Origin of the sequence: Trichocoleus sp. AS-A1 (assembly GCF_039962015.1) — a bacterium.
In the GTDB taxonomy this organism is placed as follows: Bacteria; Cyanobacteriota; Cyanobacteriia; order Cyanobacteriales; family FACHB-T130; genus FACHB-T130.
This window is the reverse complement of the sequence record NZ_JAMPKG010000057.1, coordinates 1-26,155: the sequence shown is the minus strand read 5'-3', so window position 1 is coordinate 26,155 and position 26,155 is coordinate 1. Positions and strand designations below refer to the sequence as shown.

Sequence of the window (26,155 nt, the reverse complement as noted above, 5' to 3'; positions counted from 1 at the left end):
CCGAGCTGCTATGGATAATAATTACATGCTCAAGATTTTGGCTGCTTGTTTAACCCAAATTGATCAGAACTCTCAACCCGCTTGTCAATAGCATTTGAGATGCGCTTGCCCTGCTGCGATACCCTCTTCCAAGCTAATGTGAATAGGGTAGCGGTAAAAGCCAGCTACTCGCAGTAACGGAGCAACGGTAAGAAGCTTTACCTGTCCTTCCAGCACTTTTCCTGCTGTTAAATAGTGGCGAAAGTCATCCCAAATTTGTAATAGTTCTTGCTGTTCAAATTCTGTTAGAGGTTCTAAAGATAACAACGGTGTGAAAGAACCATTGTACTGCTCCTGAAAGTTTAAAAGACGATGAACATCATCTAGAAATAAATTGCGGGCGTTGAGAGTTGTCATGGGGTTATGTGAATTTTGGATTTTGGATTGAATGAGTTCGGTTGTTAGGGGTAAAAATTATTTTCTGAGTTTATGCCTATAGCGGGGGAAGATGCTCTTTTGGTAAGTGGTAGATGAGCGAATAGTACCCAACAGCTTATTGCCGAAAAAAGTCTTGCTAAATCGCAAAAATCCAACTAACGCAAGAGAATTGCGATGCCAGTCTGTGGATCGAAGAAATGAATTTTCTCTGGCATCAGCGATAACCACAAGCGATCGCCAATTCGCACCGCTTTGTCTGGAGGAATGCGTACCTGTAAGCGATATGCGATCGCTGACTCTAGGAGAGTGGCAGACAAATAAGTTTCGTTGCCTAGTGCTTCCACCAAATCTACTCGCACCTGGAGATTTTTGGGGGCGGGAACGCCAACGATCAAGTGTTCGGGACGGATACCTAAAGTGAGGGATTGCCCGTCGTATTTTTGCAGTGCTGACGCCCAAACATCGGGGAGAGTGAGCCGAAATTGAGAATGAGTAATGAGGAGGGGTGCTTTCACTTGCACTGGCAAAAAATTCATTGGCGGCGACCCAATGAACTCTGCCACGAAGCGGTTGGCTGGCTGGTTGTAAAGTTCCAACGGTGCAGCGATTTGCTGGATTTTTCCGTGATTCATCACCGCGATGCGATCGCCCATCGTCATCGCTTCCGTTTGGTCGTGAGTAACGTAAATGGTTGTTGTGCCAAGCTGTCGCTGCAACTTAACAATTTGGGCGCGAGTTTCTGCCCGAAGTTTGGCATCTAAGTTTGAAAGTGGTTCATCCATCAAAAATACTTGAGGATTGCGCGCGATCGCTCGTCCCAATGCGACTCGCTGCTTTTGCCCTCCCGATAGTTGTTTTGGCAACCTGTTTAGGAGCGGCTCAATTTGCAACAATTGAGCCACTGTCCGCACCTGCTCGTTAATCGCTTTCTCGCGTTCGGGTATGTAGCGAAGATGCTTGGGAAGCGATCGCGTCATTTCTACCAGCAGATTCTCCGCCCAGATGGGCAAAGAAGACTGTGGACTGAGTGAAGCATTCCCCTCCTCTGCACCCCCATTTTCCTGCTTCCCCGCGCCTTTGTGCCCCGTGCGCCGCAGTCCAAAGGCAATGTTGTCATACACCGTCATGTGGGGATAGAGGGCATAGTTTTGAAACACCATTGCGATGTCGCGTTCCTTTGGCGGCAAATCGTTCACGAGAGTGTCTCCCACTCGGATATTGCCCCCCGTTAATTCTTCCAGTCCCGCAATCAGCCGCAACAGCGTACTTTTGCCACAGCCAGAAGGGCCTACCAACACCATAAACTCGCCATCTTGCACCGTCAGGTTAATCCGTCGCAAGACATTTGTTGCTCCAGACGGAGACGAAGGTTTGTCATCTACAACCAGCGATCCCTCATCGACTGGCGTCAGCAGAGGTTCAGGCGCGATCGCTGCGACGACTTCCCCTTGACGACCGGAAAAGCTTTTGTAAACGTTTTCTATAACAACTTGTGCCACGGCTATTAATACCCACTACTGAATCTATTTTCAATCACTTACTCGCAGCACAGAACTCTTAGGAAAATCGGAGAACCAAAGCAGTAGGGAATCTTGTGGCGGAAAAGAATTAATGGCTTTGAGTTCGGGATTCATCGTTCTCAATAAATCCCGAACGCCGAACTACGAACAAAGGACGACAGTAATAATTTTTTCGTCCGGGTTTAATTCGAGGATGCGATCGCCTGTTCCATCTTTCCCTCGCAACTGCACTGAATTTACTGGCATTCGCACCACTCGCTGGGCGCTGGTCAGAAGGACGATCTGAGACTTTGCTGGAGCCGCGACCATCGCTGCCAAAGCATCTGTTTTGCTGGTAAAATGCAGTGCCTGAGTGCCAAGGTCGCCAAGATTTGCCAGTCGGATTGTACTCATCGGCAGGCGTTTGGCATACCCCAACTGGGAAACGATTAAAATATTCTCATCATCCCCCAGCGTTAAGGCTCCTACCAGTTGCTCGGAACGCCGCAGCCGCATTGCCTGCACCCCCATCGTCGTGCGTCCCATCAAGGGTAGATGATCGTCGTTGACTTGAAGCCGCAGCAAACGTCCGCCCCCAGTCGCCAAAACGAGCTGTTCGCCGGTTTTAGCCAGATTGACGTACTTTAACCGATCGTCTTCTTTCAGTTTCATGAGCGTGATGCCGCGACTGGTAAGGTTAGCCAGTTCTACCAGGGGCAGGCGCTTGATTCTCCCCTGTTCGCTAAGCAAAATTAGGTCGGCACTTTGCGGATTTTCAGGCAGAAAAAAGTTGGAGACAATCGTTTCTGCCGCAGTTTGAGCTGAGTTGGACAGCAAGCCGATTAGCGGCGTTCCCCGCGATTGCTTCCCGGTTGGCGGAATCTCACCCACCTTGACGGGGTAAGCTTTGCCGCCGCTGCTGAGTACGACTAACTCGGCTTGGGTGCTAGTTACCTGAGTTTTGACTACAAAATCATCTGGACGACTGCTGCTATCGCCTTTTCCAGACGCGGATTTATTTCCATTTTTAGGGATGCGCCGGACATATCCGCGCTGGGTAAACTCCAGAACTGCCTCTTCTTCCAAGTGTTCAGGAGTTAGGAGTGCGGCTTGAGTAGATTTGGCCTCTGACTTGTGACTTTTGTCTTTTGAGTCGGGTTTTTTCTCTGTTGGCTGAGTCTTTAATTCTTTCGCTTCCGTGAGGATCTTGCTACGGCGCGGATCGGTGAATTTGCGTTTGAGCGATCGCAAATCTTTTTTCAAGGCTTTCAGGAGTTCGCGGCGATCGCTTAGCAAAAGTTGCAACAAATGAATTCTCTCTGACAACTCGTTAAACTCACCTTGTAAGTTTTGCCGTTCCAAGCCAGTGAGGCGTCGCAAGGGCATTGACAAAATAGCATCCGCCTGAACCTCACTGATATTCAACCGTTCTTGTAGCCTTAACTTGGCGGTGCTGCCATCGGCAGCATTCCGGAGAATTTCAATCACCGCATCCAACTCGGTTAAAGACGCCAGCAACCCTTCCACAATGTGAATGCGTCTTTCTGCCTCACCCAATTCGTAGGTATATTGCCGCGTCAGCGTCTGTTCTCGGAACTTGAGAAATTCCTCCAACAACTGGCGCAACGTGAGCTGACGCGGTTGCCCATCTACCAATGCCAACAGGATCGCGCCAAAATTGGTACACAGCGCTGTTTGTCTATAGAGTTGATCGAGGACATGGTGAGGATTGGTGTCTCGTTTCAATTCCACCACCACGCGCATTCCTTCGCGATCGCTTTCATCCCGCAGATCCGCAATGCCTTCGATTCGACCCTGATTGACCAGTTCCGCTACCTTCTCAATCCAACCCGCCTTATTCACCTGGAAAGGCAATTCCGTCACCACAATTGCCGCCCGCTTGTGCCGTCCCCGAGTTGCCGCGATTTCCTCAATCTGGGCGACTCCCCGCACGGTGATGCTACCGCGACCCGTGTTGTAAGCTTCCCGAATTCCCTCTGTCCCGACAATTTCGCCCCCCGTCGGGAAATCTGGCCCCGGAACTAGCTTCCATAGCTTCCCGTCTGGGAGATCGGGTTGATCGATTAGGGCAATTAAACCATCCACGATCTCACCCAAGTTGTGCGGCGGCACATTCGTTGCCATGCCGACGGCAATTCCGGCGCACCCGTTGAGTAATAACACCGGCAGCTGAGCTGGCAGTACGGTTGGTTCTTGTTGGGAATTGTCAAAGTTGCCGATGAAGTCAACTGTGGCTTCGCCAATTTCACTCAGAAGCGCTTCATGACTAATTGCAGCCAGTCGCGTTTCCGTGTAACGCATCGCCGCAGGTGGGTCATTATCCACCGAGCCAAAGTTACCATGACCGCCGAGGAGGGGATAGCGGCTGGAAAATTCTTGCACCAGACGCACTAAGGCGTCGTAAACCGCCTGGTCGCCATGTGGATGATATTTGCCCAAAACATCCCCAACCACCCTAGCGCACTTGCGGTAGGGGCGGTCTGGCGTCAGTCCGAGTTCGTGCATGGCATACAAAATCCGCCGATGCACCGGCTTTAAACCGTCGCGGACATCGGGTAATGCACGCCCGACGATCACACTCATGGCATATTCAAGGTAAGACCGTTGCATCTCCGCGTGTAAAGGCGTGGGGATGATCTGTCCGGTTGCCAAAAGGTTCAGTTGTTTCGCCATGAGTTTTATTCCCTAGTTCCTGAAAACGTAAAATTTTTTTGCATCTTGAGGTTGATGACCGATCGCGTCACAAATGGCAACGTGACAAAGAACCTTTCACAGTAGTATGGAACCGCAGCTATGACCACGACTCTTCCAAAGAGCGCCATTGAAAGGAAAAACTCGATGAAAACCGTTTTGATTGTAGAAGACGATCCGATTAATGCTCGGGTTTTTTCTAAGATTCTGAGCAAGCGGGGCGGTTTGGCAGTTAAGCATACCGAAAACGTGGAAGAGGTAATGCAAATTGCCCAATCCGGTGAGGCTGACATTATTTTGATGGATGTTTCCCTGGCCCATAGTGTTTACCAGGGTAAGTCGGTTGATGGCATAAAAATCACGCAGATGTTGAAGGCTGACCCGCAAACTGCTAGTTTGCCTATTATCCTGGTTACGGCTCATGCGATGGAGGGCGATCGCGAAAATTTCCTCAAACAGAGTGGTGCCGATGCCTATATTTCTAAACCAGTTGTCGATCATCAACTGTTTGTGGATCAAATTAAGGCATTGTTGCCACAATAATACTTTTATGTTCCAAGGGTAGGGCGGGCATTGACCGCCCTGAGTTGTAAAATTCAATGTCTTCCATTTGGAGTGTGAAGGCGCTCTTGTGGCTTTTTACCTTTCAGCCTTTGCCCTCTTCTGTTGCCACCAGTTTAGTACATTTGTATTATTTAAGGAATCCTGGTGGGTGGTTTCTTTACTTCGCGTGACTCGCAGCCCCCGACAACTCTGGCAAAGTGACATGAGGGGCGTGGCATTAATCCCACAAGCTGGGATTTAAACTGTTGCGGACGTTGGGTAAGGCACGTCCGGCGATCGCGCTCATGGCATATTTAACCGCGTATTTAAAATATGATGGTTGCATCTTTGCGTGTAATCCTGTAGGGACAAACCGTCCGGTCGAAGGTCGGTTCAGTTTTTTTATCATAAGTTTTATTTCCTATTTATTAACAGCAATAAAAAATTTGCATCTTGCGATTGATGGCAAATTAAGCGATAAATTTTAAGGTGACAAAGAAATTTTCATAATCGTATTGAAACAAAAAACAATGACTACGACCCTAGAAAAAAACGCTGTTGAAGGGAAAAATTCGATGAAAACTGTTCTGATTGTAGAAGACGATCCGATTAATGTTCGGGTTTTCTCTAAAATCCTGACAAAGCGAGCCGGTTTGCAAGTGAAACATACTGAAAATGTAGAAGAAGTAATCCAAATTGCCCAAGCTAGGGAGGTTGACATTATTTTGATGGATGTTTCCTTAACAAACAGTTTTTACCAGGGTAAATCGGTTGATGGCATAAAAATCACCCAACTATTAAAAGCTAACCCGCAAACTGCCGCTCTACCGATTATTCTGGTGACAGCTAATGCGATGGAAGGCGATCGCGAAAATTTCCTCCAGCAAAGTGGTGCCGACGAATACATTTCTAAACCAGTTGTCGATCATCAACTGTTCGTGGAGCAAATCATGGCGCTGATACCACAAAAGTAGTTTTGATGCTGATAAGGTGGAGCAAGCTTCATGCAGGCGAGTTGCAAAGCTCTTGTTTCAAAACTATTTGTGACGGCTGTGCCCAAACTTCGGCTCGCAGGTCTTGTATTCAGTTAGGTAAAACCTAGTTTAGTACACTTGTATTTTTTCAGAAATAGTAGAGGCAGAAATAGTAGAGGGGGAAGCATTTTTGCGGCTGCCCAATCGTGTCTCATGTTAGAGTGCGATCGCGTAACATCTAGGCTTTCTTCGCTGTTTCCCCTGAATGCCTCAATGATGCGACTTTTATTGGCGCTGCCGCAAGCAGTTAGCGCGAATAATCCTGACTCGCGCCTACGTCTAGGTGCGATGATGCTGAATCAATTAAAGATTTTGACCCAATAAGGAGTCAAACTCCGCTTTTAATGCCTTTAGATCGGCAACTCTGGCGACTAACAAATTCTCTTTGCCAGCATCCTTAAGACGCTTGTTCCAATATTGGATATTGTCAGAATTGTTCAGCCAAAAGTCTACTATTGTATGCAGAATCTCTTCTAAATTCCAGCCTCGCTTGGGTGGAACCGCTTCGACGGATTCCAGAAAAGCATCCAGGGTGCATTTAGGACTTCCTAAGTATTCGGCTCTGTGTGGATCTGTTTGAATAATTTCCTGTTGATGGTTAAAGAAATAAAGAATGGGAGATACCCCTAAAATTTCAAAGGTATAGTTCATCGCAGTCTCCTCAAAATTTTCTTTCTTGCTGAATCCTACCAATTGTTAAAGAATAGTATGGTTACATTGCTAACATCTTTGGCATCCGGCTTAAGTAAATTTATACAATGTTTGATAAGCGAGAAATATCCGCCAGAAGAAGTGTGCAGCCTGAACTGAGGAGTATGCCCTTCGGTAAAATTTACATCAGAATGACCGATTCAAAAAACAGGAATGATCTTTTTAACAAATTTTTTTAATTGGATTACAAATTTTAAAGGAGAACTGGCGGCACTGAGTGCCGCCTTTTTATGGGCGATCGCTTCGCTGGTTTACAGCCGCTTGGGACGGCAAATCCCACCCCTAGAACTGAATTTGTTTAAAGGGATAATTGCGATCGCGTTCCTTGTCCTCACCCTACTTTTGCAAGGACAGCTGCTACCTGAAATCAACCCGACTGCACTGACACTATTGCTACTAAGTGGCGTCCTTGGCATTGGATTGGGAGATACGGCTTATTTTGCAGCCATCAACTGCCTGGGTGCAAGGCGTACCTTGATATTAGAAACCCTAGCACCCCCCTTAACAGCCGTGTTAGCGCTAGTCTTTTTACAAGAACAACTGACGGCTGCTGCTTGGTGCGGAATTTTATTAACCATTCTGGGCGTCGTCTGGGTGGTGACGGAACGGGTGCCTAATTCCACCGCTGAAAGCAAGCATCTGACAATGCGGGGAATTAGTTGGGGTTTACTGGCAGCAGTAGCACAGGCAACGGGTGCCGTCCTCTCACGGACAGCCCTGATCCAATCGAGTATCAGCCCCTTGTGGAGTACGCTGGTGCGCTTGGGGGCGGGGGTACTGGTGCTACTGCTGTGGAAATTGCTGGGACAGCGTCAAGTCAACGGCTGGCTTAAACCGTTGCAGTCTTGGCGCATTGTAGGAGTCATTGTCATAACCGCTTTTTTCAGTACCTATCTCGGCATCTGGTTGCAACAAACTTCTCTGAAATTCGCCCCCGCCGGAATTGCCCAAACCCTAAGTTCTACTAGCCCGTTGTTTGTCTTACCCCTAGCGATTTGGATGGGCGATGTTGTCAGTTTTCGAGCTATTTTAGGCGTTTTAGTCGCCTTAGGCGGTGTCGCAGTGCTATTTAGCCTGCGGTAGCGGTTTGGTGGGGAAGTGCCTTGAACAGAAAATAGCGATCGCACTATTACACCAGTAGTTTTAGAAAGGGAGATTGCTTAATTAATAAAGTTTGAGGCTATGCTTAACCCCTAAAAACATAGCGCCTACTTCTGAAGTAGGCGCTCTCAGCTGAGGAATCTTTAACCCAGTTCTATCACTTTGTCAGAAGCCACAATAATTGGCGATCGCCAGTAGATAGACTAAATAGTTGTATTTTCCCGATCCATCTGGCGTTCAATGGTTTCGATCGCAGCGTTAAGTCCTGCCAATTTCGCCTCTAGATCGTTTCGCATCCATTTCAGGAACCGAAGTCTGCGTTCCTGATAATCTCTACCGGAAACTGGTTGAGATCCCCAACAGGTACTACCCCAAAACGGAAACATAGCGTTCATCCTTAATGTAAGTCTACTTTCATCTTGACCAAATTTTTTGGCAGTAAGGTGGCTGAGAGTGCAGTGATTACCGTATCTCCAACCAAAAAGAGCGCCCTTGTGATTTGCGATCGCGCTCTCTCCTGAACTTTAATTAAACCGCTGCTTTAGCCGCAAAGCGTCCTGTATTCCGGATAGCATCTAGAAATGCATAGACGGCTGGAGTATGAAGGGCATTTGCGAGAAGCGCTACCCCAATTACTCGCTCTAGAGGTGCTGGCAAGCTGCACACGCGCACCCCAGTGGGAACAGGTTCGGCAGCCAGACGAGGGAGAATTGCTGCCCCTAAACCCTGTTCCACCATGCTGACGATAGTTGAATCTTCTTTGATTTCATAAGCAATGTTGAGCGCGTATTCTGCGATTACCAAGTATTTGCGAATCCACTCATTGCAGGGAATGCCGGAACTAATAATCAAAGGATAAGTGGCTAACTGCTTCCAAGTGACTTTGGCACTACTTAAATTAGTTGTAGGCGGGAGTAGGAGAACGTAATCATCCCGCAAAATTTCCCAAGTTTCAAATTCATTACCAGCGGGTAAGTAGATAAACCCAATATCGGCATAACCGGCTCGCAATGCATCTCCTACACGCGAGTAATCATCACCATCAACGATGCTTACAGTGATATTCGGGAAGCAAGCGCGAAATCGAGCGATCGCTGTCGGGAGTATATGAGTCGCCACACTCCGAAAACAGGCAACTCGCACGTTTCCACCCTGTAAGCCTTTTTCTAAATTGGCTTCCTTCTCCATTGCTTCCAAAAGCTGTAGCAATTTACGAGCATGAGCCGTAACCCGCTCTCCGACCGGGGTAAGACGCGCTCCATAACGTCCGCGAGCCAGCAAGACGACTCCCAATTCTTCTTCAAAACTTGCGATCGCATGACTGATTGCTGACTGCGATACCTCCAACTGCAAGGCGGCTTCGCTGAAGTTGCCGTAGTCTGCCACTGCGACTAAAGCACGAATCTGGGAAAGCTTCATCCGGCTTTTATTGATTTCATTCATGGCGGTTATGCAAGCGGTGTATGCATTGTCGCAAACGCAGTCAAATCATGTCTTCTTCTATATATGAATTTTATTCATACTACCTATACAAATATTGCTTTGTCTATCAAATAACCAAAAGTTACATTGAATTTGTCAGCGAATTTAGGTTGTGCAATCTAGATTTCTTGGTTGAATTAGTCGAGATTTTACAAGCTCCTCTCTAGTTCCACATCACCCATTCAGGTGATTCTACTGGAGGAAGTAAACTTCTAATCTTCAACTTTACTCTGTAATTAACCTTCATCAGTTGCGGCGGAATCAATATTGATAACTGCTGCAAGCAAATAAGTTTGTCTATCCTACTTTTTTGCAGCACAATCTGAAATTTATTCTATCTTGAAGCGGGAGAAAATTATTATGGAAACTTCTGAGAATTGTTTTGAAAAAAAAAGGTTAGAAACTATTTACACCCAGAAGGAGCAGAAGCCTGTTCAGGAGACTAAAGTATTTTCTATTCTGAATAGTGTTTGGCAGCGTTTAGTTACATTCTTGACTCAAGAGCCAGAGATAAAAGTTTGGAAGAAGTCCGACCGCTTTGGAAACATCTGGTGGGAAGGCTACGATCCTTTTAGCGGCAACTCTGCAACTTTTGGTTGTGAATTTGATATGCTGGAATGGGTTGAAAGAAGGTACTACGGAAACAATAAGTCAATGTTTTAAAGAAAAACAAAACATTGGAATCCGGGGACTTTTATCTTCCAGCTAGATTTTCTTGGTAAGCGCTTTTAAAGCGAAACAAAAAGAGTAACACACCAGGAAAATATTCTCAACGTATTGCACAACCCCTAGCTAATGCTGGGGGTTTTTGGTGGAAGCGATCGCTCCCTCTCACCCCAACTGAATTTATTTCTGGCGGTTATGAATCGTCTTCAATTCCCATCGTCAAATCTAGAGTCGCACGAGCAACAGCGGCGTGTTCTTCGGCAATATCGGGAGGAGGAGTGGTGATATTTTCGTTTTGACCTTCGACTAGCAGCTTAGGTTTATCGTCCTCTTCCGGTTTCAGAGTAGAGTTATCTAGATTAGCTTGCTCATTTTGGGGAGTCAGTTTCTCATCTGTCATAAGCGTTCTTTTTGCGAAGTATCTTCGATTTCCTTATCGCTTAACCGCTAAGGTCAATCCATCTGCTATGGGGACGAGACTGATAGAAACTCGTTCGTCGCGGTGCAATTTTTCGTTCAAAGCTCGGATATTCTGGGTACTGTTATCCCGATCTTGAGGAGCGGCAACTCGTCCACTCCACAAGACATTATCGATGGCAATTAAACCACCGGGACGCACCAGCTGGAGCGATCGCTCATAATACCCGTCATAATTACTCTTATCAGCATCGATGAACGCAAAATCAAACGTTTGTGCCTCCCCCTGTGCCAATAGCCGATCCAGCGTTTCCAGCGCCGGTGCGATTCGCAGATCGATCTTGTCCGCCACCCCAGCTTCCTGCCAATAGCGCCGCGCTACCGAGGTAAACTCTTCACTGACATCGCAAGCAATAATCTTGCCGTCTGGGGGAAGTGCCAAAGCTACGCACAAAGAACTGTAGCCAGTAAATACGCCCACTTCCAGGGTTTTCTTTGCCCCCATTAGCTGAACCAACAGCGCCATAAATTGCCCTTGTTCTGGGGAAATCTGCATCCTGGCGTAGGGATGATTTGCCGTTTCTTCCCGCAGACGGCGAAGAATCTCTGGTTCTCGCAAGGATGAAGAAAGTAGGTAATCGTAAAGCTGGTCATCTAACCCTAGGGTCTTTTTTGACATGATGGATTTAGAACTCGAAGAACGCACACAGCCTATCCTATCGTTCTGGTTGTGATACGTAGGAAATAGAGGAGAAGTTAAACGCCATGCTGCGAATTATTTTGACAGTGATTTTGCTGGGACTGCTGACAGCTTGCGGCATTGGTGTACCCGCACCAGGTGGTCAACTGGTACAGAAAGCGATCGCGCTTCAAGTCAGCCAAACCCAAAAGCAGCTGAGTCAGCAGTTATTCCAGCAACCCTCTAGCTTTGAAATTGCTCAAATACGAGTGACTCACGAGGAACCTTTGTTGATTCAAAAGTTACCTGCCTACCACATCCAAGGCACCTACAACTTTACCCTGCAACGTTCCAACCATCAGGTAACTCAACAACAAAACCACTTTGATATCTACTTGCAACGCCAAATCGAAGGTAAAACTTGGCGTCTGGCGATTCCCCAATCTACTAGCACAAACACTGAACCGACTTGGCGCACTTGGTTGATTCAATAAACTGATTTTGAGCCATCAATATTTAATAAATTTCTGTTTATCCGGTTCCATCGTTTTCTGCAATAACAAAAAAACCAAATGCTTCAATTAACGCTTCCATACAGCCTGTACTGCCATAGGGATAGGCGTAAGAGTAAAATTCAAGCCTAGCTTTATCCGCAGAAATCATCCGACAGGCAGTTAGTTGGTACTCACCATCTTTGAAGGCATAAATCATAGACTCAAAATCCCACGGAGTTTCTAGGCTAGGGTCAGTCCACCTCTGTTCCACAGGAGTGGCAAACCAGCGACGGTAATGTTCAACCCGTTCTTCTTCAGTAGGCCACCAAAAATGGGATAATGCTTCATCATCAAAAAAGGTCAGCCAATCTTTGTCATCGCGCCATAAATTTGCATCTTTGTCTTTCTTAATCTCATAAAAAACTCGACAAAGGGCATCGAATCGGTCCCGCTTATTTACTTGAAACTTCACAAATTCACCAATCTCATCCTTCATTTTCTTTCCTTCGCGTTCTTTGCGTCTTCGCGGTTAAAAAATCCAACTCATGTGAAAGTTGCCAAACTATCACAAACCGCTCTATTACCGCAGCTATCTCCAGCCACGATTGAGGCAATTCCTTCAGGCAGAGATGACTGAGATGTATTTCAACTTTATTGGTTTCAGCGTGGGATTAGTGGTTTTAGTGCTGGTCGCTTTTGGTGTAGTGCAAGGCTTAAATGTGCCAGCAGGTAACTTTATCGATTGGGTAATTGGTGCGGCGAGTTTTTGGTGGCTGCTGGTGATTGTGACAGTTCCGTGGAATATCCACTTTGACGCGAAAGAAGTCATTGCAGAAGCAGCACTGTCAACCGAAAAGGGAATTGCGATTGATGAGAAACAAGTTAAGTATGCCAAAGCGATCGCAAATCGGTCATTTTGGGTAGCGATCGCGCTCCATTTTCTCTCTGCTGCTGGTCTTTATACGCTAGCTGTAACCGGCATCAGTGCCGTTGGATACGTCAGTTCCGGTGCCGCTTTACTATTAACGGCTTTGCGTCCCGCCGTGCGAACCTACGAATATTTAGCCGCCCGGTTGTCGATGATTCGCCAAGAATTTCAGTATCCCCGCCAAGATATTTGGGAACTGCGTAGCCGCTTTGATAATTTAGAGTATGCCGTCAGGCAATTAGAAGCGCAAATGAATCCTGAAGATCCATATTCTTTTGTCGCCACTCAACAGCGCTCAGGCGATGAAACTCGCAAAGAATTAGCCCGCGTGAATGCCACAATCGAAGAACTGCGAGCCACAAACCAAGCCGATCACGAGCGCTTATCCAGAGAAGCGAAAAATGCGATCGCGCAACTCAGCGCAGATGGGCAATTTCTCGACCACGTCCGTGAAATTATCCGCTTTTTCAAAACCGCCTAATCAGAAGAGAGGGAGAGGGCTGAGGGCTGAGGGCTAAGGGTGAGGACTGAGAAGGGGGAGAGGTTTGAGGGCGAGTAGAAGCACGCGAGATATGAAACAGTAAGAGAGTTGAAGTTAACTTATTGCGCCCAAGGCTAAAGTGTTGAATCTGGAGTTCTGTTGTCTCTCCCTTATACCTTGTTAATACCTGTCCCTTGTTAATCCCTCAGCCCTCAGCTCCTCATTCACGCCCTTATCTAGGGGTTTTTTGTGAACTGGAGCCTCTCCCCTCCTCAGCCCTCAGTCCTCAGCCCTCAGTCCTCAGTCCTCTCCCCTCTCCCTTCTCCCCTACTCAATCCTTACAAGAATCCCGCTGACTCATACAGCCTTCTGAGAGTTGCCTCAATCTTAGTCCCGTACTGCGGATCTGCTGCCCACCGTCCGCTCAACTGAGAAATCAGCGGCGCGACGCCCCGCGTCACAAAGCGAAAGCGTGGATCGACCAGTTCCTGCACCAAAGGCTCTAAACTCGCGTAAGCTTTCAAGTGTTGGATATGGGCGCGGACGCCAATTCTGGCGCTGGGGAAGGTCGCGCTCTCAGAAGCTCCGCCGATCGATCCCAAAGCGGCAAAATTATTTTGGCTGGGCTTAATGTCACCCCCAAAGCGCAAAAAGCCGGTTTCTACACACATTTGACAGAACGCAATGTCATAGTTGACGCCCTCAATTGTGGCTTCTTCCCGGTAAAGTTTGGGTAAGTCGGGAAACTGGGCGAGGGCGTTCTCGTTATTGGCTTTGAGGAACATAATCATCTGTACCTCAGAGGTATTTCCATATCCCATAATTCGATCTAGTTGACCGGGACAGATGGGTAAAATGGAGCGCAAAGACAGGGTGCGGGTGGCGCTATCCCAACCAACCGAGATATTAAAAGGTCGAAGTTCAATGGCTTTGACATAGACGACACCTCGGTAGGACACGCGGCGGACTGAGGTGTTATTTGTCAAGTCAATTGCGAGCCTGTCCACTAGGTCAATAGGGATGTAGGCGTTGCTATTGATGAGAACGCCCTTCTCCCCATAGACCTGGTTATTAATGTTGATATTGATGGAAGGATAGGTGGGGGAAGTGCCTGGATCGGGGGTGGGAGTACCGCCTCGGCTCCAAGATGCCAATCCGTCCGCAATTCCTAGCGCGATGTCGCGGCGGCGATTCTGAATTAAGAATCGGTCATCCGGGTTGGTGAGATAGCCAACTTCCATCAGCAGGGAGGGAATAAAAGTGTCGCGGCAGAAGCTCAAACGTCCGACGCCGGTGGCGGTGTCTGGCTTGACTCCCCGGCTGGGCAGCTGGGGAACGCGGCGCAAAAGCGCCAAGAGTAGCAGTTCGGCATTCTGCTTGCGTTCCTCGTTGCTGGAAATGTAGAAGACCGTAGCGCCACGAGTCGCCGGGTTAGAATAGGCATCGGCATGGATTTCTAGCGCCACGTCGCCGCTCCGAGAGCGGGCGTTGATCCAGGAAATCGACTGCGTTGAGTTCTGATCGTCTGGGACAGAAAGAACTTCAAAACCCCGCGATCGCAGTTCGGGTACAATCTGGTCGCGCAGCAGAATCATCTCTTGAGCCTCTGTGGTGCCACCTGCTTGCCCTCCTGGCTCTCCAGCACCATGACCGGCTGAAATAAAAATTCGTCCCATCTTGAAAGATTCCCCCAGCGCTAACAGTAATCTATATTAATCAACCACGATAAGGATTTCCGGGTGCTACGGCTAGTCCAACTTGACGCTTCCTCTTGGAGAACGGCGAATAAATTGTTCCAGACACATATATTAATGGGTACTAAGAAGAAGAAACTGTAAGATTTTCGGTATGGTAGAGCTGGAAATCATCAATTCATCCCCATAGATGAACAAAATCGTTGAAGTCTTACCAGATAAAACGGCGCTGATTGAGCGATCGCTCCAAGTGTGCGTTGAGCAAATTCACGCCACAATCGAACAGCGATCGCTCTGTACTATCGCCTTGTCCGGTGGTAGCACCCCCAAGCCGTTGTATGAAGCGATCGCGATCCAAAATCTGCCTTGGGATAAAATTCACATATTTTGGGGCGACGAACGCTACGTGCCGCCAGACCATCCCGATAGTAACCAAGGGATGGCGCGGAGTGCATGGCTGGATAAAGTAAATATCCCAGCCGCCAACATCCACCCCATGCCAACCGATGAAGCCGATCCATCTGTTGCAGCGGATAAGCACGAACAACACATCAGGGAGTTTTTTCAAGTTCAACCCGGTGAATTTCCAGCGTTCGATCTCATTTTGTTAGGGATAGGAGACGACGGACACACAGCTTCTCTGTTTCCCCACACAGAAGCATTGAATGTACGCGATCGCCTGATTACCGTCGGCAACAAAGATGGGCAACCCCGGATCACCTTCACGGCACCCCTAATTAACCATGCTCGGTGTGTCATATTTGTGGTTGCCGGTGCGAGTAAACGACCTGCTCTCGCTCAGGTTTTTGCTCCTACCGCTGACGACCAAACCTATCCCAGTCGGTTAATCCAGCCCCAAGGCGAACTTTGGTGGCTTTTTGATGAGGCTGCCGGTCTTGAACTAAAAAGTTAAGACGCCTCGCCATTCAGACTATATTTGAATTTCCACCTTCCACTCCCATCTCTAGGAGGGATACAGCCTGCAAGGAGGTTTTATGATTGTCTGCCCGAATTGCAATCACCAAAATCCTGATGGAGCAGCCCAGTGTGAGGCTTGCTACACCCCCTTACCCGCCACCACCGCTTGTCCCAACTGTGGCGCACCCGTCCAAACCGACGCTACCTTCTGCGGTCAGTGTGGTTCTAACCTGCGACCGAGCAGTCCAGGTGAGGTAGGGGCATCGACAGGACTAGACCCGTTCCCCGGCGTACCGGACTTAATGGCACCCGATCCGCTGGTGGCACCCGATCCTTTAGTGGCTAGCCCTCAATCATCAATGCCCAGCTCTAGCCCGGATGTACCCGCTCCGGTGGCACCCGTTCCAGCTACAGTGGTCAGTCAGCCACCCGCACAGGAGCAAGCAAGCGTTACCCCCCCGGCGGCTTCTAGCAGCACTCCACCCGCGTCCGCAGCAACTTCTGGTAGCTCAAAAACGCAGCTACAGCAGCAGAATGCCCGTTTGCTGCACGTCCAAACGGATACGATGATTGAATTGCCAGCACAACTGTCGGTGATTCACATCGGCAAGCCAAACGACCAGATTCCACCTGATATTGATGTTTCAGGATTCCCCAATTCCGAGATTGTTTCTCGGATTCATGCGGATATCCGCGTGGAGGGAGACGCCTTCTACATAGAAGACGTTGGGAGTGCGAATGGCACCTACATTAACCATAACCCCCTGCCTAGCGGCAATCGGCACCGTTTAAGAACCGGCGATCGCATTGGCCTAGGCAAAGGCGACAAGATGACCTTCTTGTTCCAACTCTCTTAATCCCAGAGGCTGTTCGATGCGATCGCAAAGCCTGAAAAGCCTGCTGTATCGCCTCTTGGGGTGAGGGGTCATGGCAATTGCAGACTGTTTTTTTAAGTGATAGGCTTGAGGGAAACAATTCGGCATCGGACTCAGGTTTATGTAAATTCCACAGTTATATAAACCTGTGATGGGAGAAATTGGGAATCCCGGCGAATCAATTCGGGGGATACACCGACTTGACCCCCTCATGATACGATGCCATTGGTAACACCCGTGGGTGCCTTGGAACTAAAAACGCGAAACCCAGGTGGAACGAGGTCAAAAGGGTTTAAAATTCCATCTGCCCACGTTCTACCCATTCGCGGTCTGACTCCAGTCATTGGGGGATTCATTTCAATTCATTGAATGGAGGAAGTCACGTCAGTTGACAGTGTTACGAGTCCCAAGCCTAGAGACGGAAATCTTTAGAATATGTAACATCGGTGATTACCCTGACCCTGCTGCATCCTATCCAATCTATACCAGTTCAGAATTGGACTTTTGAACCCGAATCAGTAGTAATTCGGATTGGACGGTCAACCGAGAATGATGTCATTCTTTACAGTGCGGTTGTTTCTCGACACCACGTCGAGATTCGGCGTAGTGGTTCCGATTGGGAAGTTGTTAGTTTAGGTGCCAACGGCACCTATCTTGATGGAAAACGCATCGACCAAGTGCCGGTGGTCGATGGGATGATTATTCGCCTCGCCAGCTCCGGCCCCCAAATTCAAATTCGGATTGGCTCGGCAGAAACTAAGGCAAGGCTAAATACGGTTGCAGGTAAGCAATCGGTCACTCGAAAGTCTGAAGAGAAATCCAGAGATAGAGAGACTTTCATAGATGCCCGTTCGCTTGAACCAGATGAAAAGAATCAACCAAACGTGAAGCTGGTTGCTGCTTTGGAAAATCTTGGTAAATCTAAAAAATTACCCTAGGGTTGCCAAAATTCTGTCCTGGGTCTTTACCATCGCAATTCAAGGGTTGTGTGGAATATACCCGTAGGGGCATGGAAATTAAAAAGCCCCTACTTAATGGGCGCGGTTAAAACGTAGAGCCGCGATATCTTCCACTCAACTTAAGAAACGCTATAAACGGTATTGAGCTAGCAATAAGCGAAAATACCAGTAAAATGCCTATCTCACCACAATGCTATCTCTCAGACAGCAACGGATTGCCGATCTGGAGATAGCATTGATTTTGGCTTGAATTGAAATGGGGGCAGAGGGACTTGAACCCTCACGACCTTTTACGGTCAACGGATTTTCATTCTCTCGCAGCTTTCGCTACTGTCTTTTACGACTTTGAGAATTGGACTCTCCCTTTACCCTCGGCTTGACGTTAGGGTAGCTCCCGTCGAGTCTCTGCACCTTCCAAAGAGTTTTGAAGTTTGGTTTTTGAGTTTTGAGTTTTAAATTCACTCAGTCCTCAGTCCTCAATCTTCAAGCACTGACTTTGGCTTGGCTCAGGATTGCCATGTCTGTTGCCAGATTTAGGTTTCCCTGAATTTGAGAGCCGTCACTTGACAGATTTCTCCATCAAGGCTCAGTTTTCTAAGTCCGTAGCGTCTGCCATTCCGCCATGCCCCCCCGATGGGGAGAAGTGTCGTTACGTATCTTCTACAAAACTAACTTCATTGTCTATTGCACCATTAAATGGGGACTTTATGCAACTATTCCTTTAGTAGTCTCACTAATTAAGCGGCTGATTCCAGCAAACGGTAAAATATGGACAGTTCGTCGGGTGTCTAAACGGATAGTTCTCTGTTGGGAGACTTTTTGTGTTGATGTCCGCGCCGGGACGCCGGTACTCGCGCTCGTTCTTCTACCGCCAGAAAAAATTATGATGGTTGCGATATTGTATCTAGTTTTGAGTGGAGCCTACCTGGTAGTGATTCCCTTCGCCCTGTATGCCTACCTGCAACAGCGTTGGTATGTGGCTAGCTCCTTTGAACGGAGTTTCATGTATTTCCTGGTTTTCTTTTTCTTCCCAGGTTTGTTGCTCCTCAGCCCATTTTTGAATTTTCGACCCAAGCGGCGGCAAGTTCAGAGTTAAGGTTTGTCGTTGGGTAAGCGCTAAATGCGACGAATTGACATCATTGGAATTGGCATCGGCGTCTTTGCCGCCGGTGGAATTGTGTATTTGCTGTTGCTGGTGGCTGGGCTAGATAGCCTGGAAGCGGGGATTTGGAGTCAAGTTTTCCTAGTGGGCGGGTTGGTTGGCTGGCTGCTGACCTACCTGTTCCGAGTCGGAACGAAACGGATGACCTATAACCAGCAGCTCAAAGACTATGAAGAAGCCGTTTTACAAAAGCGACTGGAAGAATTGACGCCAGAAGAACTGGCTCAGCTGCAAGCTGAAATCGAACGGGAAAACAAATTAAAAAAATAGCTGATAGCCGTTAGCGGTCAGGTGTGTAGGGGCACGGTAATGCTGTGCCCGTATAAGAGCCTGTAGTTTCTTGTTTGCCCCTGACTGCTGATCCGTGAATTGCTAACGCCCGAAGTGCCACTGACCACTGACCACTGATTTTTGACAAATGACTTCAATTTCCGAGTGCTTTGAGTCTCTCGCGCGTCGCTCTGAATGTGCCTTAATTCCCTTTATCACAGCGGGAGATCCGGATCTGGAGACCACGGCTAAGGCGTTAAAAGTTCTTGATGCCGCCGGTGCTGACATGATTGAACTGGGCGTTCCCTATTCAGATCCGTTGGCAGATGGACCTACGATTCAAGCTGCCGCGACTCGCGCCTTGCAACGGGGAACCCGCTTGGAACAGGTAATAGAGATGGTATCCGGGGTTAGCAAAGAGGTGCGATCGCCTATCGTCCTATTTACCTACTACAACCCGATTCTAAACCGAGGCATTGAACCGTTCTTCAAGCAGATTGCGAATGCTGGGGTGCGGGGATTGGTCGTGCCAGATTTGCCCTTGGAGGAGTCTTCCAATCTGCTGCAAACTGCTGCCAGTATGGGAATTGATGTAGTTTTATTGGTAGCGCCTACCAGTTCCCCAGAGCGAATAGAAGCGATCGCGCGTCAGTCTCAGGGATTCATTTACTTGGTGAGTGTCACTGGCGTAACGGGAATGCGCTCTGGACTGGACTCGCGGGTGCAAGATATCCTCAAGCAGATCCGAAGCGTTACGGATAAGCCCATCGGCATTGGGTTTGGCATCTCCGAGCCAGAACACGCCCGTCAGGTGAAAGACTGGGGGGCAGATGCTGCAATTGTCGGGAGTGCCTTGGTGAAACGTTTGGCAGAAGGAACACCCGAACAGGGACTCGATGCGATCGCTGAGTTTTGCCGGAGTTTGAAAACGGCGATTACAACCTAACCCCGTTTGTAAAGTAGTGAGTTTTAAGTGATGAGTTTTTTAATTCAAAACTCATCACTTAAAATTTTTGTCCGCCCAATTACCGATTAAATAACTAATCGCCACCCCTGATTTTGGCGAGTAACATGGGCGCGATCTCGGTGACGGGCAAAACATACTGTGCTGCACCGAGGGCGATCGCTTCTTTTGGCATTCCAAACACCACACAGCTTTTCTCATCTTGGGCAATGGTAATGCCACCGGCACGAGCGATCGCTTCCATCCCTTCCGCACCGTCTCTACCCATCCCAGTCAACAATATCCCCACCGCTCCTTGACCGTAGAAACTCGCCACCGACTTAAAAGTGACCGTGACAGAGGGGCGATGTCCCCCCACTGGCGGGGCGGCAGAATGACAAAATCTGCCTTGAGTATCCAATTCTAAATGCAGCCGTTCCGGTGGAAAATAAATCGTTCCCGCTTTTGGTATTTCCCCAGCACGGGCAATTTTGACGGGCAAACGACATTCCAACCCTAACCAATCCACCATTCCCTGCAAAAAACCCTCGCTGATGTGTTGAATACAAATCACCGGGAGGGGGAAATTCGCTGGCAGATGGATAAGAATGTTGTATAAAGCTTGCGGTCCTCCAGTAGACGCGCCAACTACCACGATTTTGGATTTTTGATGGGGGATTTTAGCTTGAGAATTTATCGTCGAAAATTTAAAATCTAAAACTGGCTTTTTTCGATACTGGGTAAAGACACTCACGCCAGCGAGGATTTTAATCTTGCCAATTAACTCCTGTTTTACCAACTCATAATCCGATCCCGCACCACCACGAGGCTTGGGAAAAATATCCACTGCCCCCGCCTCTAAAAGCCGGAAAACATTTTGCCTATCCTCTTCCTGTACCGAAGTGCTAATCACCAGAATCGGACGAGGATAAGTTGCCATAACCTCAGAGATAAATTCCAGACCGTCCATCTGTGGCATATGTAGGTCTGTGCAAATCACCTGTGGCGAACAAGAAGGAATCAATGCCAATGCTTCGCGACCCGTTTGAGCCATTCCCACCACTTCAATTTCTGGTGAGGATGACAGAATCCGTTTCAGCACTGCCATTGCAATCGCAGAATCGTCTACTAATAAAACTCGAATTGGCATTTTGTTCATTGCTAATTGCTAATTATTCAAAAGCCATTAGCGATTAGCGATTAACTACACAAGTCTTTTTAAGGTTTCTAATAATATTTCTTGGTTAAAAGTGCCTTTGGTAATGTAAGCATTCGCACCAGCTTCTGCACCTCTGCGTTTATCTTCATCTGAAGCCAGAGATGTCACCAGAATGATTGGAATTTCATTATATTCCTTATTCTGGCGAATCTTTGCAGCAAAACTCAGACCGTCCAAATTCGGCATTTGCACGTCGGAAACCACCGCATCAAAAGAACGAGTTTTAAGTTTGTTGAAACCGTCCAATCCGTCCACTGCTGTTACCACTTCATAACCGGCACCCTCCAGAATGCGTTTTTCTTGAGTGCGAATGGCAATGGAATCTTCTGTCAACAAGATTACGGGTTTTCTGGTCTCTTCTGTAATGGGTGCAAACGATTTCACAAGCGGGTTTCGTTTTCGCACAGATTTAATTAAATCTGAAGGATTTAAAATCATGCAAACTTCCCCGGTACCGAGGATAGTTGCGCTAATCACATTGCGAACTCGTTTGAGCAATTTACTTTGAGATTTGAGTACCACATCCTGTTGATCTACCCAGCCATCAACGAATAGTCCCAGTTGATCATCTCCCACTTTCAAAATAATGCAGGGCAGTTGTTCTAAATCGGTAGAAGTCGTTCGTTGTCCGTTGCTACTGGCGACTGGCAATTCCAGCAAATCTGCCAGTCGCGCAACGGAAACCGGGTGTCCATTTACAACAATGGTTTCTCTGCCTTCAATCGTAAAAATTTGATTCTGGGAAATCAACCGCATTGTTTGCACAAACTCCACTGGAAGGGCGTAAGCTTTTCCGCTCACTTCCACAATCAGTACCGGCGCGGTTGCCAGGGTCGTGCCTAAACAGAGCCGAAGCGTGCAGCCTTTTCCAGGTGTTGATTCAACCTCAATGCTGCCTTTGAGACGTTCTACATTGGTGCGAACCACGTCTAACCCTACGCCTCTGCCTGAAACCTCGGTCACAAAAGTCCGCGTTGAGAAACCAGGGGCAAAAATCAACGAGTGAATTTGAGCCGGTGTCATGGCTGCAAGTTCTTCTTCCCGGCAGAGTCCGCGTTTGAGAGCTGTCTGCTTAATCTTTTCGATGTCTAATCCTTGCCCATCATCCTTAATGGCGATCGCAATATTTGTGGCAGTTTGGTAGCTTTTGATCTGAATAGTAGCGGTACGCGGCTTTCCCTGCGCTTCCCGCTCTGCTGGTGTCTCAATACCATGATCGACGCAGTTGCGAAGGATATGCATCAAGGGGTCTTTCATTTCTTCCAAGATGCGCTTGTCCGCTTTGGTTTCGCCGCCTTCAATGACCAGATTGACTTCTTTATTTTGCTGTCTGGCTAAATCCCGTACCATCCGGGGAAATAACTGAAAAATGGTGGATAGGGGCAACAGGCGGAGAGTGCGAATGCCTTCTTCCAAGTCACCGGCAATGGTGTCCAGTCTGGCGGTATCTTCATAGATGGCATCTCTTAACTGGTTGATCAGAACTCCCAGGCGCTCATCGAAGTCCTGTAGAGGCTGGCTTCCCCCGTTCATACTGTAGGAGTGTCCCCCCAACGGCGCTGTAGAGATGGGGTCTCTCCGCCCGTTCTGAGGGGAAGCAGTGAAACTTACCGCTTGCCTGTCACCTGTTATCTTTTCTTTGTGTAGGCTCAGGGCTGAAGTTTTCTGCACGCTTAGACGGCTCGACTCCTCCCATAGCGTCACGATTTCCTCAATTTCAGCGAGTCGATGGGCAATGCGGATTTTGGTAACGGTGAGTTCGCCTGCTTGGGTCAGCAATGCATCAAGATTGCGGGTTTCGACGCGAATCGTTTCAATGCGGTAGGGTTCGCCGAGGGCAACGGGGGGGGAGTTTGGGTGTTGAGAGCCGTTGTGCGAAAAGTTGGGTGGACTGTCCTTACTGTTGGGAGCATCAGGGGCAGGTTTGACACCCACCTCCACTGGTGTGAGGGATGCGGGTGTTTGGAGAAATGTTGTCTGTAATACTTCTATGTTGGCGGATGTTTCGGGCAGTTCAGAAGTTATATCCGGGGAAAGGGTTTCTTGCTCAATTGCTTCCTCATGTTCTGGCTGAACTGCTTCCTCATGTTCTGGCTGAACGCCTTCTTGGTCTAAATAATTCTGATTATTCTGATTCGCTGGAGTTGTAAATTCAGCTCCCATCATGTGGGCGAGGACGAGAAAGGTGTTGATACCTGTGGGTTCCCCGGTGACGGCTTCGCAGACCAGTTTGCGAATGGCATCTAAGCCTTGATAGAGGCGATCGCATATTGCAGATACCAGTTGTGTCTCGCCACGTTTGACACCTCCCAAAATATGTTCCAGCTGATGGGTGAGAGTTTCCACATCGCGCACGCCCAGCATTCGAGCATCACCTTTGAGACTGTGGGCTTCCCGCAATAATTCTTCTAGTCGAGCTTCGTCGTTGGGGTACTTTTCTAAATGCAGCAACCCATCATCAAGTTTCTGCAAATGTTCTTCGCTGGCAATTTTGAATAAATCTCGGAGTTCGTCGTCTTCTATCATCATGGTTAACTGAGAAGCTTTTAGCTTTTGATTCTTAGTTTTAGAGATAATTAGCCGTAATTTTTTGGGATATTTTTAAGCGAATATAGCAATCCTGGTTGAATAGTGAAATTTTCTTTTGTTAACGAACCGCGTTGGCGGAGCCTGTGCCTTAGCGCTTAGACGCTCTAGCAAAGCAGGGGGAAGCTCAGGACGCCAAGTAAGAGAGAAAAAGGAGCAGATAATTTTACGACTTTTGCACGGATTGCTATAGGATTCGCTACACCACTGACTTGAGGTTCAGAGCCGCTTCATTCAGTCTTTGGATGCCGATTTTAGTTTGAGTAATGCCACTGGCATTTTCTTTAGCTGCGACATTGAGGCTGCTCATTGCATCAACGACTTGTTGAATCGCGATCGCTTGTTGTTTGGCAGAAAGCGAAATTTGTTGACTGTTTATGGCGATATTTTCGATGGCATCAGCTACGCCGGTGAATGCTTGTGCTGTGCCCTGAGCGGTTTTCACCCCAGCTTCCACCGTTTTCGTCCCTTCATCCGTCACCATCACCGTGACATTGATCGCGTTTTGAATATCGCTAACGAGGACGTTAATCTTTCCGGCAGATTTCTTACTTTGTTCTGCCAGTTTGCGAATTTCTGCCGCCACCACCGCAAAGCCTTTGCCGTGTTCGCCAGCTCGAACAGCTTCAACGGCTGCATTCAGTGCCAGCATATTCGTTTGGTTGGCTAAGTCGCTCACCAATCCAGAGATATTACCGATTTGATTCGTTTGCTCGGATAGACGGAGAATTTGAGAAGCGATCGCTCCCACTCTATCCTTGAGCAGCGCCATTTCCTCCAAAGTTCGCCCGACGGCTTGGCTTCCACCCTCCGTCAGCGAAAGCACCTGCCGCGATCCAGTTGCTGCTGCCTCGGCTTGCTCTGCTGATTGCTGGGATGAAGCACCCAACTCATCCATCGTGATCGTGGTTTGATTTACAGACGCCGCTTGTTGAGCTGCCGTGCGTTCTTGTTGCTCTACCGTGGCAGCGATTTCTGATGAAGAAGTGACAATCGTGTTGACAATGCCAGATATTTTGGCACCGAGCGGCTTAGCAATCGTGATGCTGAAGAAAACACCAAAAATAATCGCAGTCAGGGGGCCAAGAATCATCCCAACAAACACCCAAAAAGAGGTTTGAGCCACATCTGTTTCTGCTACCTTCTGGGCTGCTTCCCCAAAGTTCTGGTTGTATTCCACAACTGCTAGCACCGATTCTGTGGCTGTGTTAAATGAATTTAGTTCTTCATTTGCTGCCAGTTCGCTAAGTTCGTCCAGCAGGGCATCCGCCGCTTTTGCCCGTGCAAATTCTGGTGAGGTCTGCCTCTCCTGACTTACAAGCTCAGCCAGCCGATTCGCAGGATCTAAGACGCCCAGTTTGGCAAATTGTTGATAAATGTCCAGGAATCTTTCATGGTCTTGCTGCCACCTTTTCCAGTCCCCAAGAAATTTTTGATAGAGCTTTTTTTCGTCGGCAGTCTGTGAAATTGACTCATATTGTTTAAACCCTTCATCAATCTGCGCTTTAGCATTTTTAATTCTATTCAATTCAAACTGGCGATTTTCGGTTTTCAAAAATGTATTGAGTAGCGCTCGTTCCGATGACTGGATTTGGGTCTGTCCTTCATTGATTTTCCACAATCCAGTTACGCTAGGCAAAGTATTATTCCCCAGTGTATTAATATGGTCGCCCAGCCGAGTAGCTCCGCTCCAACCTACGAGAGCAACCACTAATACAATTAGACCCATTAGTAAAAATGAGCCGATTAATCGAGATTGTAAAGATAAATTTTTAAACATCAGACTTATCCTGCATTATTAAATTCGACGATTGGGTAAAGATTGAAGGCAGCTTTGTTCAGATTTTGGCGCTAAGTTTGATTTTGCTCGTACTAGTATTTTTTTGTTTCCTCAGTCAAGCCACCATGACTAGCTGGATAGCGATCGCTTAGGGCGATACAAGGAGTGAGAGAAAGCCAGTAACTCAAAATACTGTAGCTAATTTACCCGCTTTATAACTTTTCGTTTTTAAATTTAATACACCTAGAGGATTAGTATAAATACTGGTGATAAATTCTTCTTAGGGTAGGTTCTCCTAAAAAATTGAATTGCCAAAGAGAGGATTGTTTAGAAAATGTAAAATTTCTTAGTCAAACCTGCCCCTAACATCTCTATAATCCACCAAGAAAATACTCTTTGGAATTTTTTTTAAAATCTATACATACTTAGTTGTGTGTTAGAACGGCTCTTATTATTAATCCCTCTTCCGCTCTAGTACTCTGTCAAAGGTAGTTTGATGGGTAGTAATAAGGGCTAAGCTAAAAAAATCCGGCTTTTGTATGCACTAACTCCTACCAAGTCTTCCCATGAGTAAGAAATATATTG

Annotated in this window: 25 protein-coding genes and 1 pseudogene; 12 read left to right on the top strand and 14 right to left on the bottom strand. The window is 47.8% G+C overall.

Annotated elements, in window-relative coordinates; genetic code table 11:
- Positions 1-114 precede the first annotated feature (114 nt).
- From NC994_RS26010 to gyrA, 3 genes and pseudogenes are all read right to left on the bottom strand, one after another.
- Positions 115-396 (bottom strand): annotated as a pseudogene (locus tag NC994_RS26010) (restriction endonuclease subunit R); the annotation flags it as partial.
- A 176-nt stretch (positions 397-572) separates the two neighbouring features.
- Positions 573-1,916, bottom strand: coding sequence for an ATP-binding cassette domain-containing protein (locus tag NC994_RS26005; RefSeq protein ID WP_190438931.1), 1,344 nt, complete (start codon positions 1,914-1,916; stop codon positions 573-575).
- Positions 1,917-2,078: 162 nt separating this feature from the next.
- Positions 2,079-4,610, bottom strand: coding sequence for a DNA topoisomerase (ATP-hydrolyzing) subunit A (gene gyrA, locus NC994_RS26000; RefSeq protein ID WP_190438919.1), 2,532 nt, complete (start codon positions 4,608-4,610; stop codon positions 2,079-2,081).
- A 165-nt stretch (positions 4,611-4,775) separates the two neighbouring features.
- On the opposite strand from gyrA, the gene NC994_RS25995 reads away from it, so the two are divergent.
- Positions 4,776-5,171: a response regulator gene (locus NC994_RS25995; RefSeq protein ID WP_190413592.1), complete on the top strand. Its 396-nt coding sequence runs from the start codon at positions 4,776-4,778 to the stop codon at positions 5,169-5,171.
- A gap of 238 nt (positions 5,172-5,409) precedes the next feature.
- Here the strand turns inward: NC994_RS25995 and NC994_RS25990 are convergent, their stop codons facing one another.
- A complete protein-coding gene (locus NC994_RS25990; protein WP_190438917.1) occupies positions 5,410-5,580 on the bottom strand; it encodes a hypothetical protein in 171 nt (56 codons plus the stop codon).
- 166 nt (positions 5,581-5,746) lie between these two features.
- Between NC994_RS25990 and NC994_RS25985 the strand changes: the two genes are divergently transcribed.
- Positions 5,747-6,145, top strand: a complete 399-nt coding sequence (locus tag NC994_RS25985; protein ID WP_190413779.1) for a response regulator — start codon at positions 5,747-5,749, stop codon at positions 6,143-6,145.
- 363 nt (positions 6,146-6,508) lie between these two features.
- On the opposite strand, the gene NC994_RS25980 is transcribed toward NC994_RS25985, so the two are convergent.
- The gene (locus NC994_RS25980) at positions 6,509-6,856 is read right to left on the bottom strand and encodes a hypothetical protein (protein ID WP_190438916.1); all 348 of its coding nucleotides are present in this window, start codon (positions 6,854-6,856) and stop codon (positions 6,509-6,511) included.
- Positions 6,857-7,069: 213 nt separating this feature from the next.
- Here NC994_RS25980 and NC994_RS25975 point away from each other — a divergent pair, with 213 nt between their 5' ends.
- Entirely contained in the window at positions 7,070-7,999 is a 930-nt protein-coding gene (locus tag NC994_RS25975) for a DMT family transporter (protein WP_190438913.1), read from the top strand.
- 221 nt (positions 8,000-8,220) lie between these two features.
- Here NC994_RS25975 and NC994_RS25970 read toward each other — a convergent pair whose 3' ends face one another.
- Both NC994_RS25970 and NC994_RS25965 read right to left on the bottom strand, forming a co-directional pair.
- A complete protein-coding gene (locus NC994_RS25970) occupies positions 8,221-8,403 on the bottom strand; it encodes a hypothetical protein (protein WP_190438911.1) in 183 nt (60 codons plus the stop codon).
- Between the two features lie 142 nt (positions 8,404-8,545).
- Positions 8,546-9,460, bottom strand: a complete 915-nt coding sequence (locus tag NC994_RS25965; protein WP_190438908.1) for a LysR family transcriptional regulator — start codon at positions 9,458-9,460, stop codon at positions 8,546-8,548.
- Between the two features lie 399 nt (positions 9,461-9,859).
- Here NC994_RS25965 and NC994_RS25960 point away from each other — a divergent pair, with 399 nt between their 5' ends.
- Positions 9,860-10,162: a hypothetical protein gene (locus NC994_RS25960; RefSeq protein WP_190429257.1), complete on the top strand. Its 303-nt coding sequence runs from the start codon at positions 9,860-9,862 to the stop codon at positions 10,160-10,162.
- Positions 10,163-10,358: 196 nt separating this feature from the next.
- Here NC994_RS25960 and NC994_RS25955 read toward each other — a convergent pair whose 3' ends face one another.
- Positions 10,359-10,565, bottom strand: a complete 207-nt coding sequence (locus NC994_RS25955; protein ID WP_190429256.1) for a hypothetical protein — start codon at positions 10,563-10,565, stop codon at positions 10,359-10,361.
- 33 nt (positions 10,566-10,598) lie between these two features.
- Entirely contained in the window at positions 10,599-11,261 is a 663-nt protein-coding gene (locus NC994_RS25950) for a class I SAM-dependent methyltransferase (RefSeq protein WP_190429255.1), read from the bottom strand.
- Between the two features lie 86 nt (positions 11,262-11,347).
- On the opposite strand from NC994_RS25950, the gene NC994_RS25945 reads away from it, so the two are divergent.
- Positions 11,348-11,755, top strand: coding sequence for a hypothetical protein (locus NC994_RS25945; protein WP_190438906.1), 408 nt, complete (start codon positions 11,348-11,350; stop codon positions 11,753-11,755).
- Between the two features lie 37 nt (positions 11,756-11,792).
- On the opposite strand, the gene NC994_RS25940 is transcribed toward NC994_RS25945, so the two are convergent.
- Entirely contained in the window at positions 11,793-12,251 is a 459-nt protein-coding gene (locus tag NC994_RS25940) for a hypothetical protein (protein WP_199299743.1), read from the bottom strand.
- Positions 12,252-12,393: 142 nt separating this feature from the next.
- Between NC994_RS25940 and NC994_RS25935 the strand changes: the two genes are divergently transcribed.
- Positions 12,394-13,164, top strand: a complete 771-nt coding sequence (locus NC994_RS25935; RefSeq protein WP_190438936.1) for a hypothetical protein — start codon at positions 12,394-12,396, stop codon at positions 13,162-13,164.
- Positions 13,165-13,502: 338 nt separating this feature from the next.
- On the opposite strand, the gene NC994_RS25930 is transcribed toward NC994_RS25935, so the two are convergent.
- Entirely contained in the window at positions 13,503-14,840 is a 1,338-nt protein-coding gene (locus NC994_RS25930; RefSeq protein ID WP_190428696.1) for an N-acetylmuramoyl-L-alanine amidase, read from the bottom strand.
- A 208-nt stretch (positions 14,841-15,048) separates the two neighbouring features.
- Between NC994_RS25930 and pgl the strand changes: the two genes are divergently transcribed.
- The 6 genes from pgl to trpA all read left to right on the top strand — a co-directional run bounded on the left by pgl (position 15,049) and on the right by trpA (position 19,988).
- Positions 15,049-15,771 carry a 6-phosphogluconolactonase gene (gene pgl / locus NC994_RS25925; RefSeq protein WP_190438903.1) on the top strand — a complete coding sequence of 241 codons (723 nt, stop codon included), beginning with the start codon at positions 15,049-15,051 and terminating at the stop codon, positions 15,769-15,771.
- Positions 15,772-15,853: 82 nt separating this feature from the next.
- Positions 15,854-16,633 (top strand): FHA domain-containing protein, encoded by a 780-nt coding sequence (locus tag NC994_RS25920; protein WP_190413566.1) that lies wholly within the window; start codon positions 15,854-15,856, stop codon positions 16,631-16,633.
- Positions 16,634-17,097: 464 nt separating this feature from the next.
- Complete coding sequence (locus tag NC994_RS25915; protein WP_190438895.1) at positions 17,098-17,589, top strand: FHA domain-containing protein; 492 nt, start codon at positions 17,098-17,100, stop codon at positions 17,587-17,589.
- A 904-nt stretch (positions 17,590-18,493) separates the two neighbouring features.
- The gene (ndhL, locus tag NC994_RS25910) at positions 18,494-18,706 is read left to right on the top strand and encodes an NAD(P)H-quinone oxidoreductase subunit L (RefSeq protein WP_190413562.1); all 213 of its coding nucleotides are present in this window, start codon (positions 18,494-18,496) and stop codon (positions 18,704-18,706) included.
- A gap of 24 nt (positions 18,707-18,730) precedes the next feature.
- Complete coding sequence (locus NC994_RS25905; RefSeq protein ID WP_190413560.1) at positions 18,731-19,042, top strand: DUF3007 family protein; 312 nt, start codon at positions 18,731-18,733, stop codon at positions 19,040-19,042.
- A gap of 148 nt (positions 19,043-19,190) precedes the next feature.
- Positions 19,191-19,988 (top strand): tryptophan synthase subunit alpha, encoded by a 798-nt coding sequence (gene trpA / locus NC994_RS25900; protein ID WP_190428699.1) that lies wholly within the window; start codon positions 19,191-19,193, stop codon positions 19,986-19,988.
- Positions 19,989-20,082: 94 nt separating this feature from the next.
- On the opposite strand, the gene cheB is transcribed toward trpA, so the two are convergent.
- The 3 genes from cheB to NC994_RS25885 all read right to left on the bottom strand — a co-directional run bounded on the left by cheB (position 20,083) and on the right by NC994_RS25885 (position 25,570).
- Positions 20,083-21,135 (bottom strand): chemotaxis-specific protein-glutamate methyltransferase CheB, encoded by a 1,053-nt coding sequence (gene cheB, locus NC994_RS25895; protein ID WP_190438934.1) that lies wholly within the window; start codon positions 21,133-21,135, stop codon positions 20,083-20,085.
- Positions 21,136-21,189: 54 nt separating this feature from the next.
- Entirely contained in the window at positions 21,190-23,730 is a 2,541-nt protein-coding gene (locus NC994_RS25890; RefSeq protein ID WP_190438933.1) for a hybrid sensor histidine kinase/response regulator, read from the bottom strand.
- A 259-nt stretch (positions 23,731-23,989) separates the two neighbouring features.
- Positions 23,990-25,570 carry a methyl-accepting chemotaxis protein gene (locus NC994_RS25885; RefSeq protein ID WP_190438892.1) on the bottom strand — a complete coding sequence of 527 codons (1,581 nt, stop codon included), beginning with the start codon at positions 25,568-25,570 and terminating at the stop codon, positions 23,990-23,992.
- Positions 25,571-26,155 lie beyond the last annotated feature (585 nt).

What these genes read in the sequence shown, in the direction of transcription:
- NC994_RS25905 (WP_190413560.1), top strand. Translation starts at nt 18,731, where the DNA reads ATGCGACGAATTGACATCATTGGAATTGGCATCGGCGTCTTTGCCGCC.
- NC994_RS25885 (WP_190438892.1), bottom strand. Translation starts at nt 25,570, where the DNA reads ATGTTTAAAAATTTATCTTTACAATCTCGATTAATCGGCTCATTTTTA.
- NC994_RS25960 (WP_190429257.1), top strand. Translation starts at nt 9,860, where the DNA reads ATGGAAACTTCTGAGAATTGTTTTGAAAAAAAAAGGTTAGAAACTATT.
- NC994_RS25935 (WP_190438936.1), top strand. Translation starts at nt 12,394, where the DNA reads ATGTATTTCAACTTTATTGGTTTCAGCGTGGGATTAGTGGTTTTAGTG.
- ndhL (WP_190413562.1), top strand. Translation starts at nt 18,494, where the DNA reads ATGATGGTTGCGATATTGTATCTAGTTTTGAGTGGAGCCTACCTGGTA.
- trpA (WP_190428699.1), top strand. Translation starts at nt 19,191, where the DNA reads ATGACTTCAATTTCCGAGTGCTTTGAGTCTCTCGCGCGTCGCTCTGAA.
- NC994_RS25990 (WP_190438917.1), bottom strand. Translation starts at nt 5,580, where the DNA reads ATGATAAAAAAACTGAACCGACCTTCGACCGGACGGTTTGTCCCTACA.
- pgl (WP_190438903.1), top strand. Translation starts at nt 15,049, where the DNA reads ATGAACAAAATCGTTGAAGTCTTACCAGATAAAACGGCGCTGATTGAG.
- NC994_RS25920 (WP_190413566.1), top strand. Translation starts at nt 15,854, where the DNA reads ATGATTGTCTGCCCGAATTGCAATCACCAAAATCCTGATGGAGCAGCC.
- NC994_RS25940 (WP_199299743.1), bottom strand. Translation starts at nt 12,251, where the DNA reads ATGAAGGATGAGATTGGTGAATTTGTGAAGTTTCAAGTAAATAAGCGG.
- NC994_RS25945 (WP_190438906.1), top strand. Translation starts at nt 11,348, where the DNA reads ATGCTGCGAATTATTTTGACAGTGATTTTGCTGGGACTGCTGACAGCT.
- NC994_RS25955 (WP_190429256.1), bottom strand. Translation starts at nt 10,565, where the DNA reads ATGACAGATGAGAAACTGACTCCCCAAAATGAGCAAGCTAATCTAGAT.
- gyrA (WP_190438919.1), bottom strand. Translation starts at nt 4,610, where the DNA reads ATGGCGAAACAACTGAACCTTTTGGCAACCGGACAGATCATCCCCACG.
- NC994_RS25930 (WP_190428696.1), bottom strand. Translation starts at nt 14,840, where the DNA reads ATGGGACGAATTTTTATTTCAGCCGGTCATGGTGCTGGAGAGCCAGGA.
- cheB (WP_190438934.1), bottom strand. Translation starts at nt 21,135, where the DNA reads ATGCCAATTCGAGTTTTATTAGTAGACGATTCTGCGATTGCAATGGCA.
- NC994_RS25950 (WP_190429255.1), bottom strand. Translation starts at nt 11,261, where the DNA reads ATGTCAAAAAAGACCCTAGGGTTAGATGACCAGCTTTACGATTACCTA.
- NC994_RS25995 (WP_190413592.1), top strand. Translation starts at nt 4,776, where the DNA reads ATGAAAACCGTTTTGATTGTAGAAGACGATCCGATTAATGCTCGGGTT.
- NC994_RS25975 (WP_190438913.1), top strand. Translation starts at nt 7,070, where the DNA reads ATGATCTTTTTAACAAATTTTTTTAATTGGATTACAAATTTTAAAGGA.
- NC994_RS25970 (WP_190438911.1), bottom strand. Translation starts at nt 8,403, where the DNA reads ATGTTTCCGTTTTGGGGTAGTACCTGTTGGGGATCTCAACCAGTTTCC.
- NC994_RS25985 (WP_190413779.1), top strand. Translation starts at nt 5,747, where the DNA reads ATGAAAACTGTTCTGATTGTAGAAGACGATCCGATTAATGTTCGGGTT.
- NC994_RS25980 (WP_190438916.1), bottom strand. Translation starts at nt 6,856, where the DNA reads ATGAACTATACCTTTGAAATTTTAGGGGTATCTCCCATTCTTTATTTC.
- NC994_RS25890 (WP_190438933.1), bottom strand. Translation starts at nt 23,730, where the DNA reads ATGATAGAAGACGACGAACTCCGAGATTTATTCAAAATTGCCAGCGAA.
- NC994_RS25965 (WP_190438908.1), bottom strand. Translation starts at nt 9,460, where the DNA reads ATGAATGAAATCAATAAAAGCCGGATGAAGCTTTCCCAGATTCGTGCT.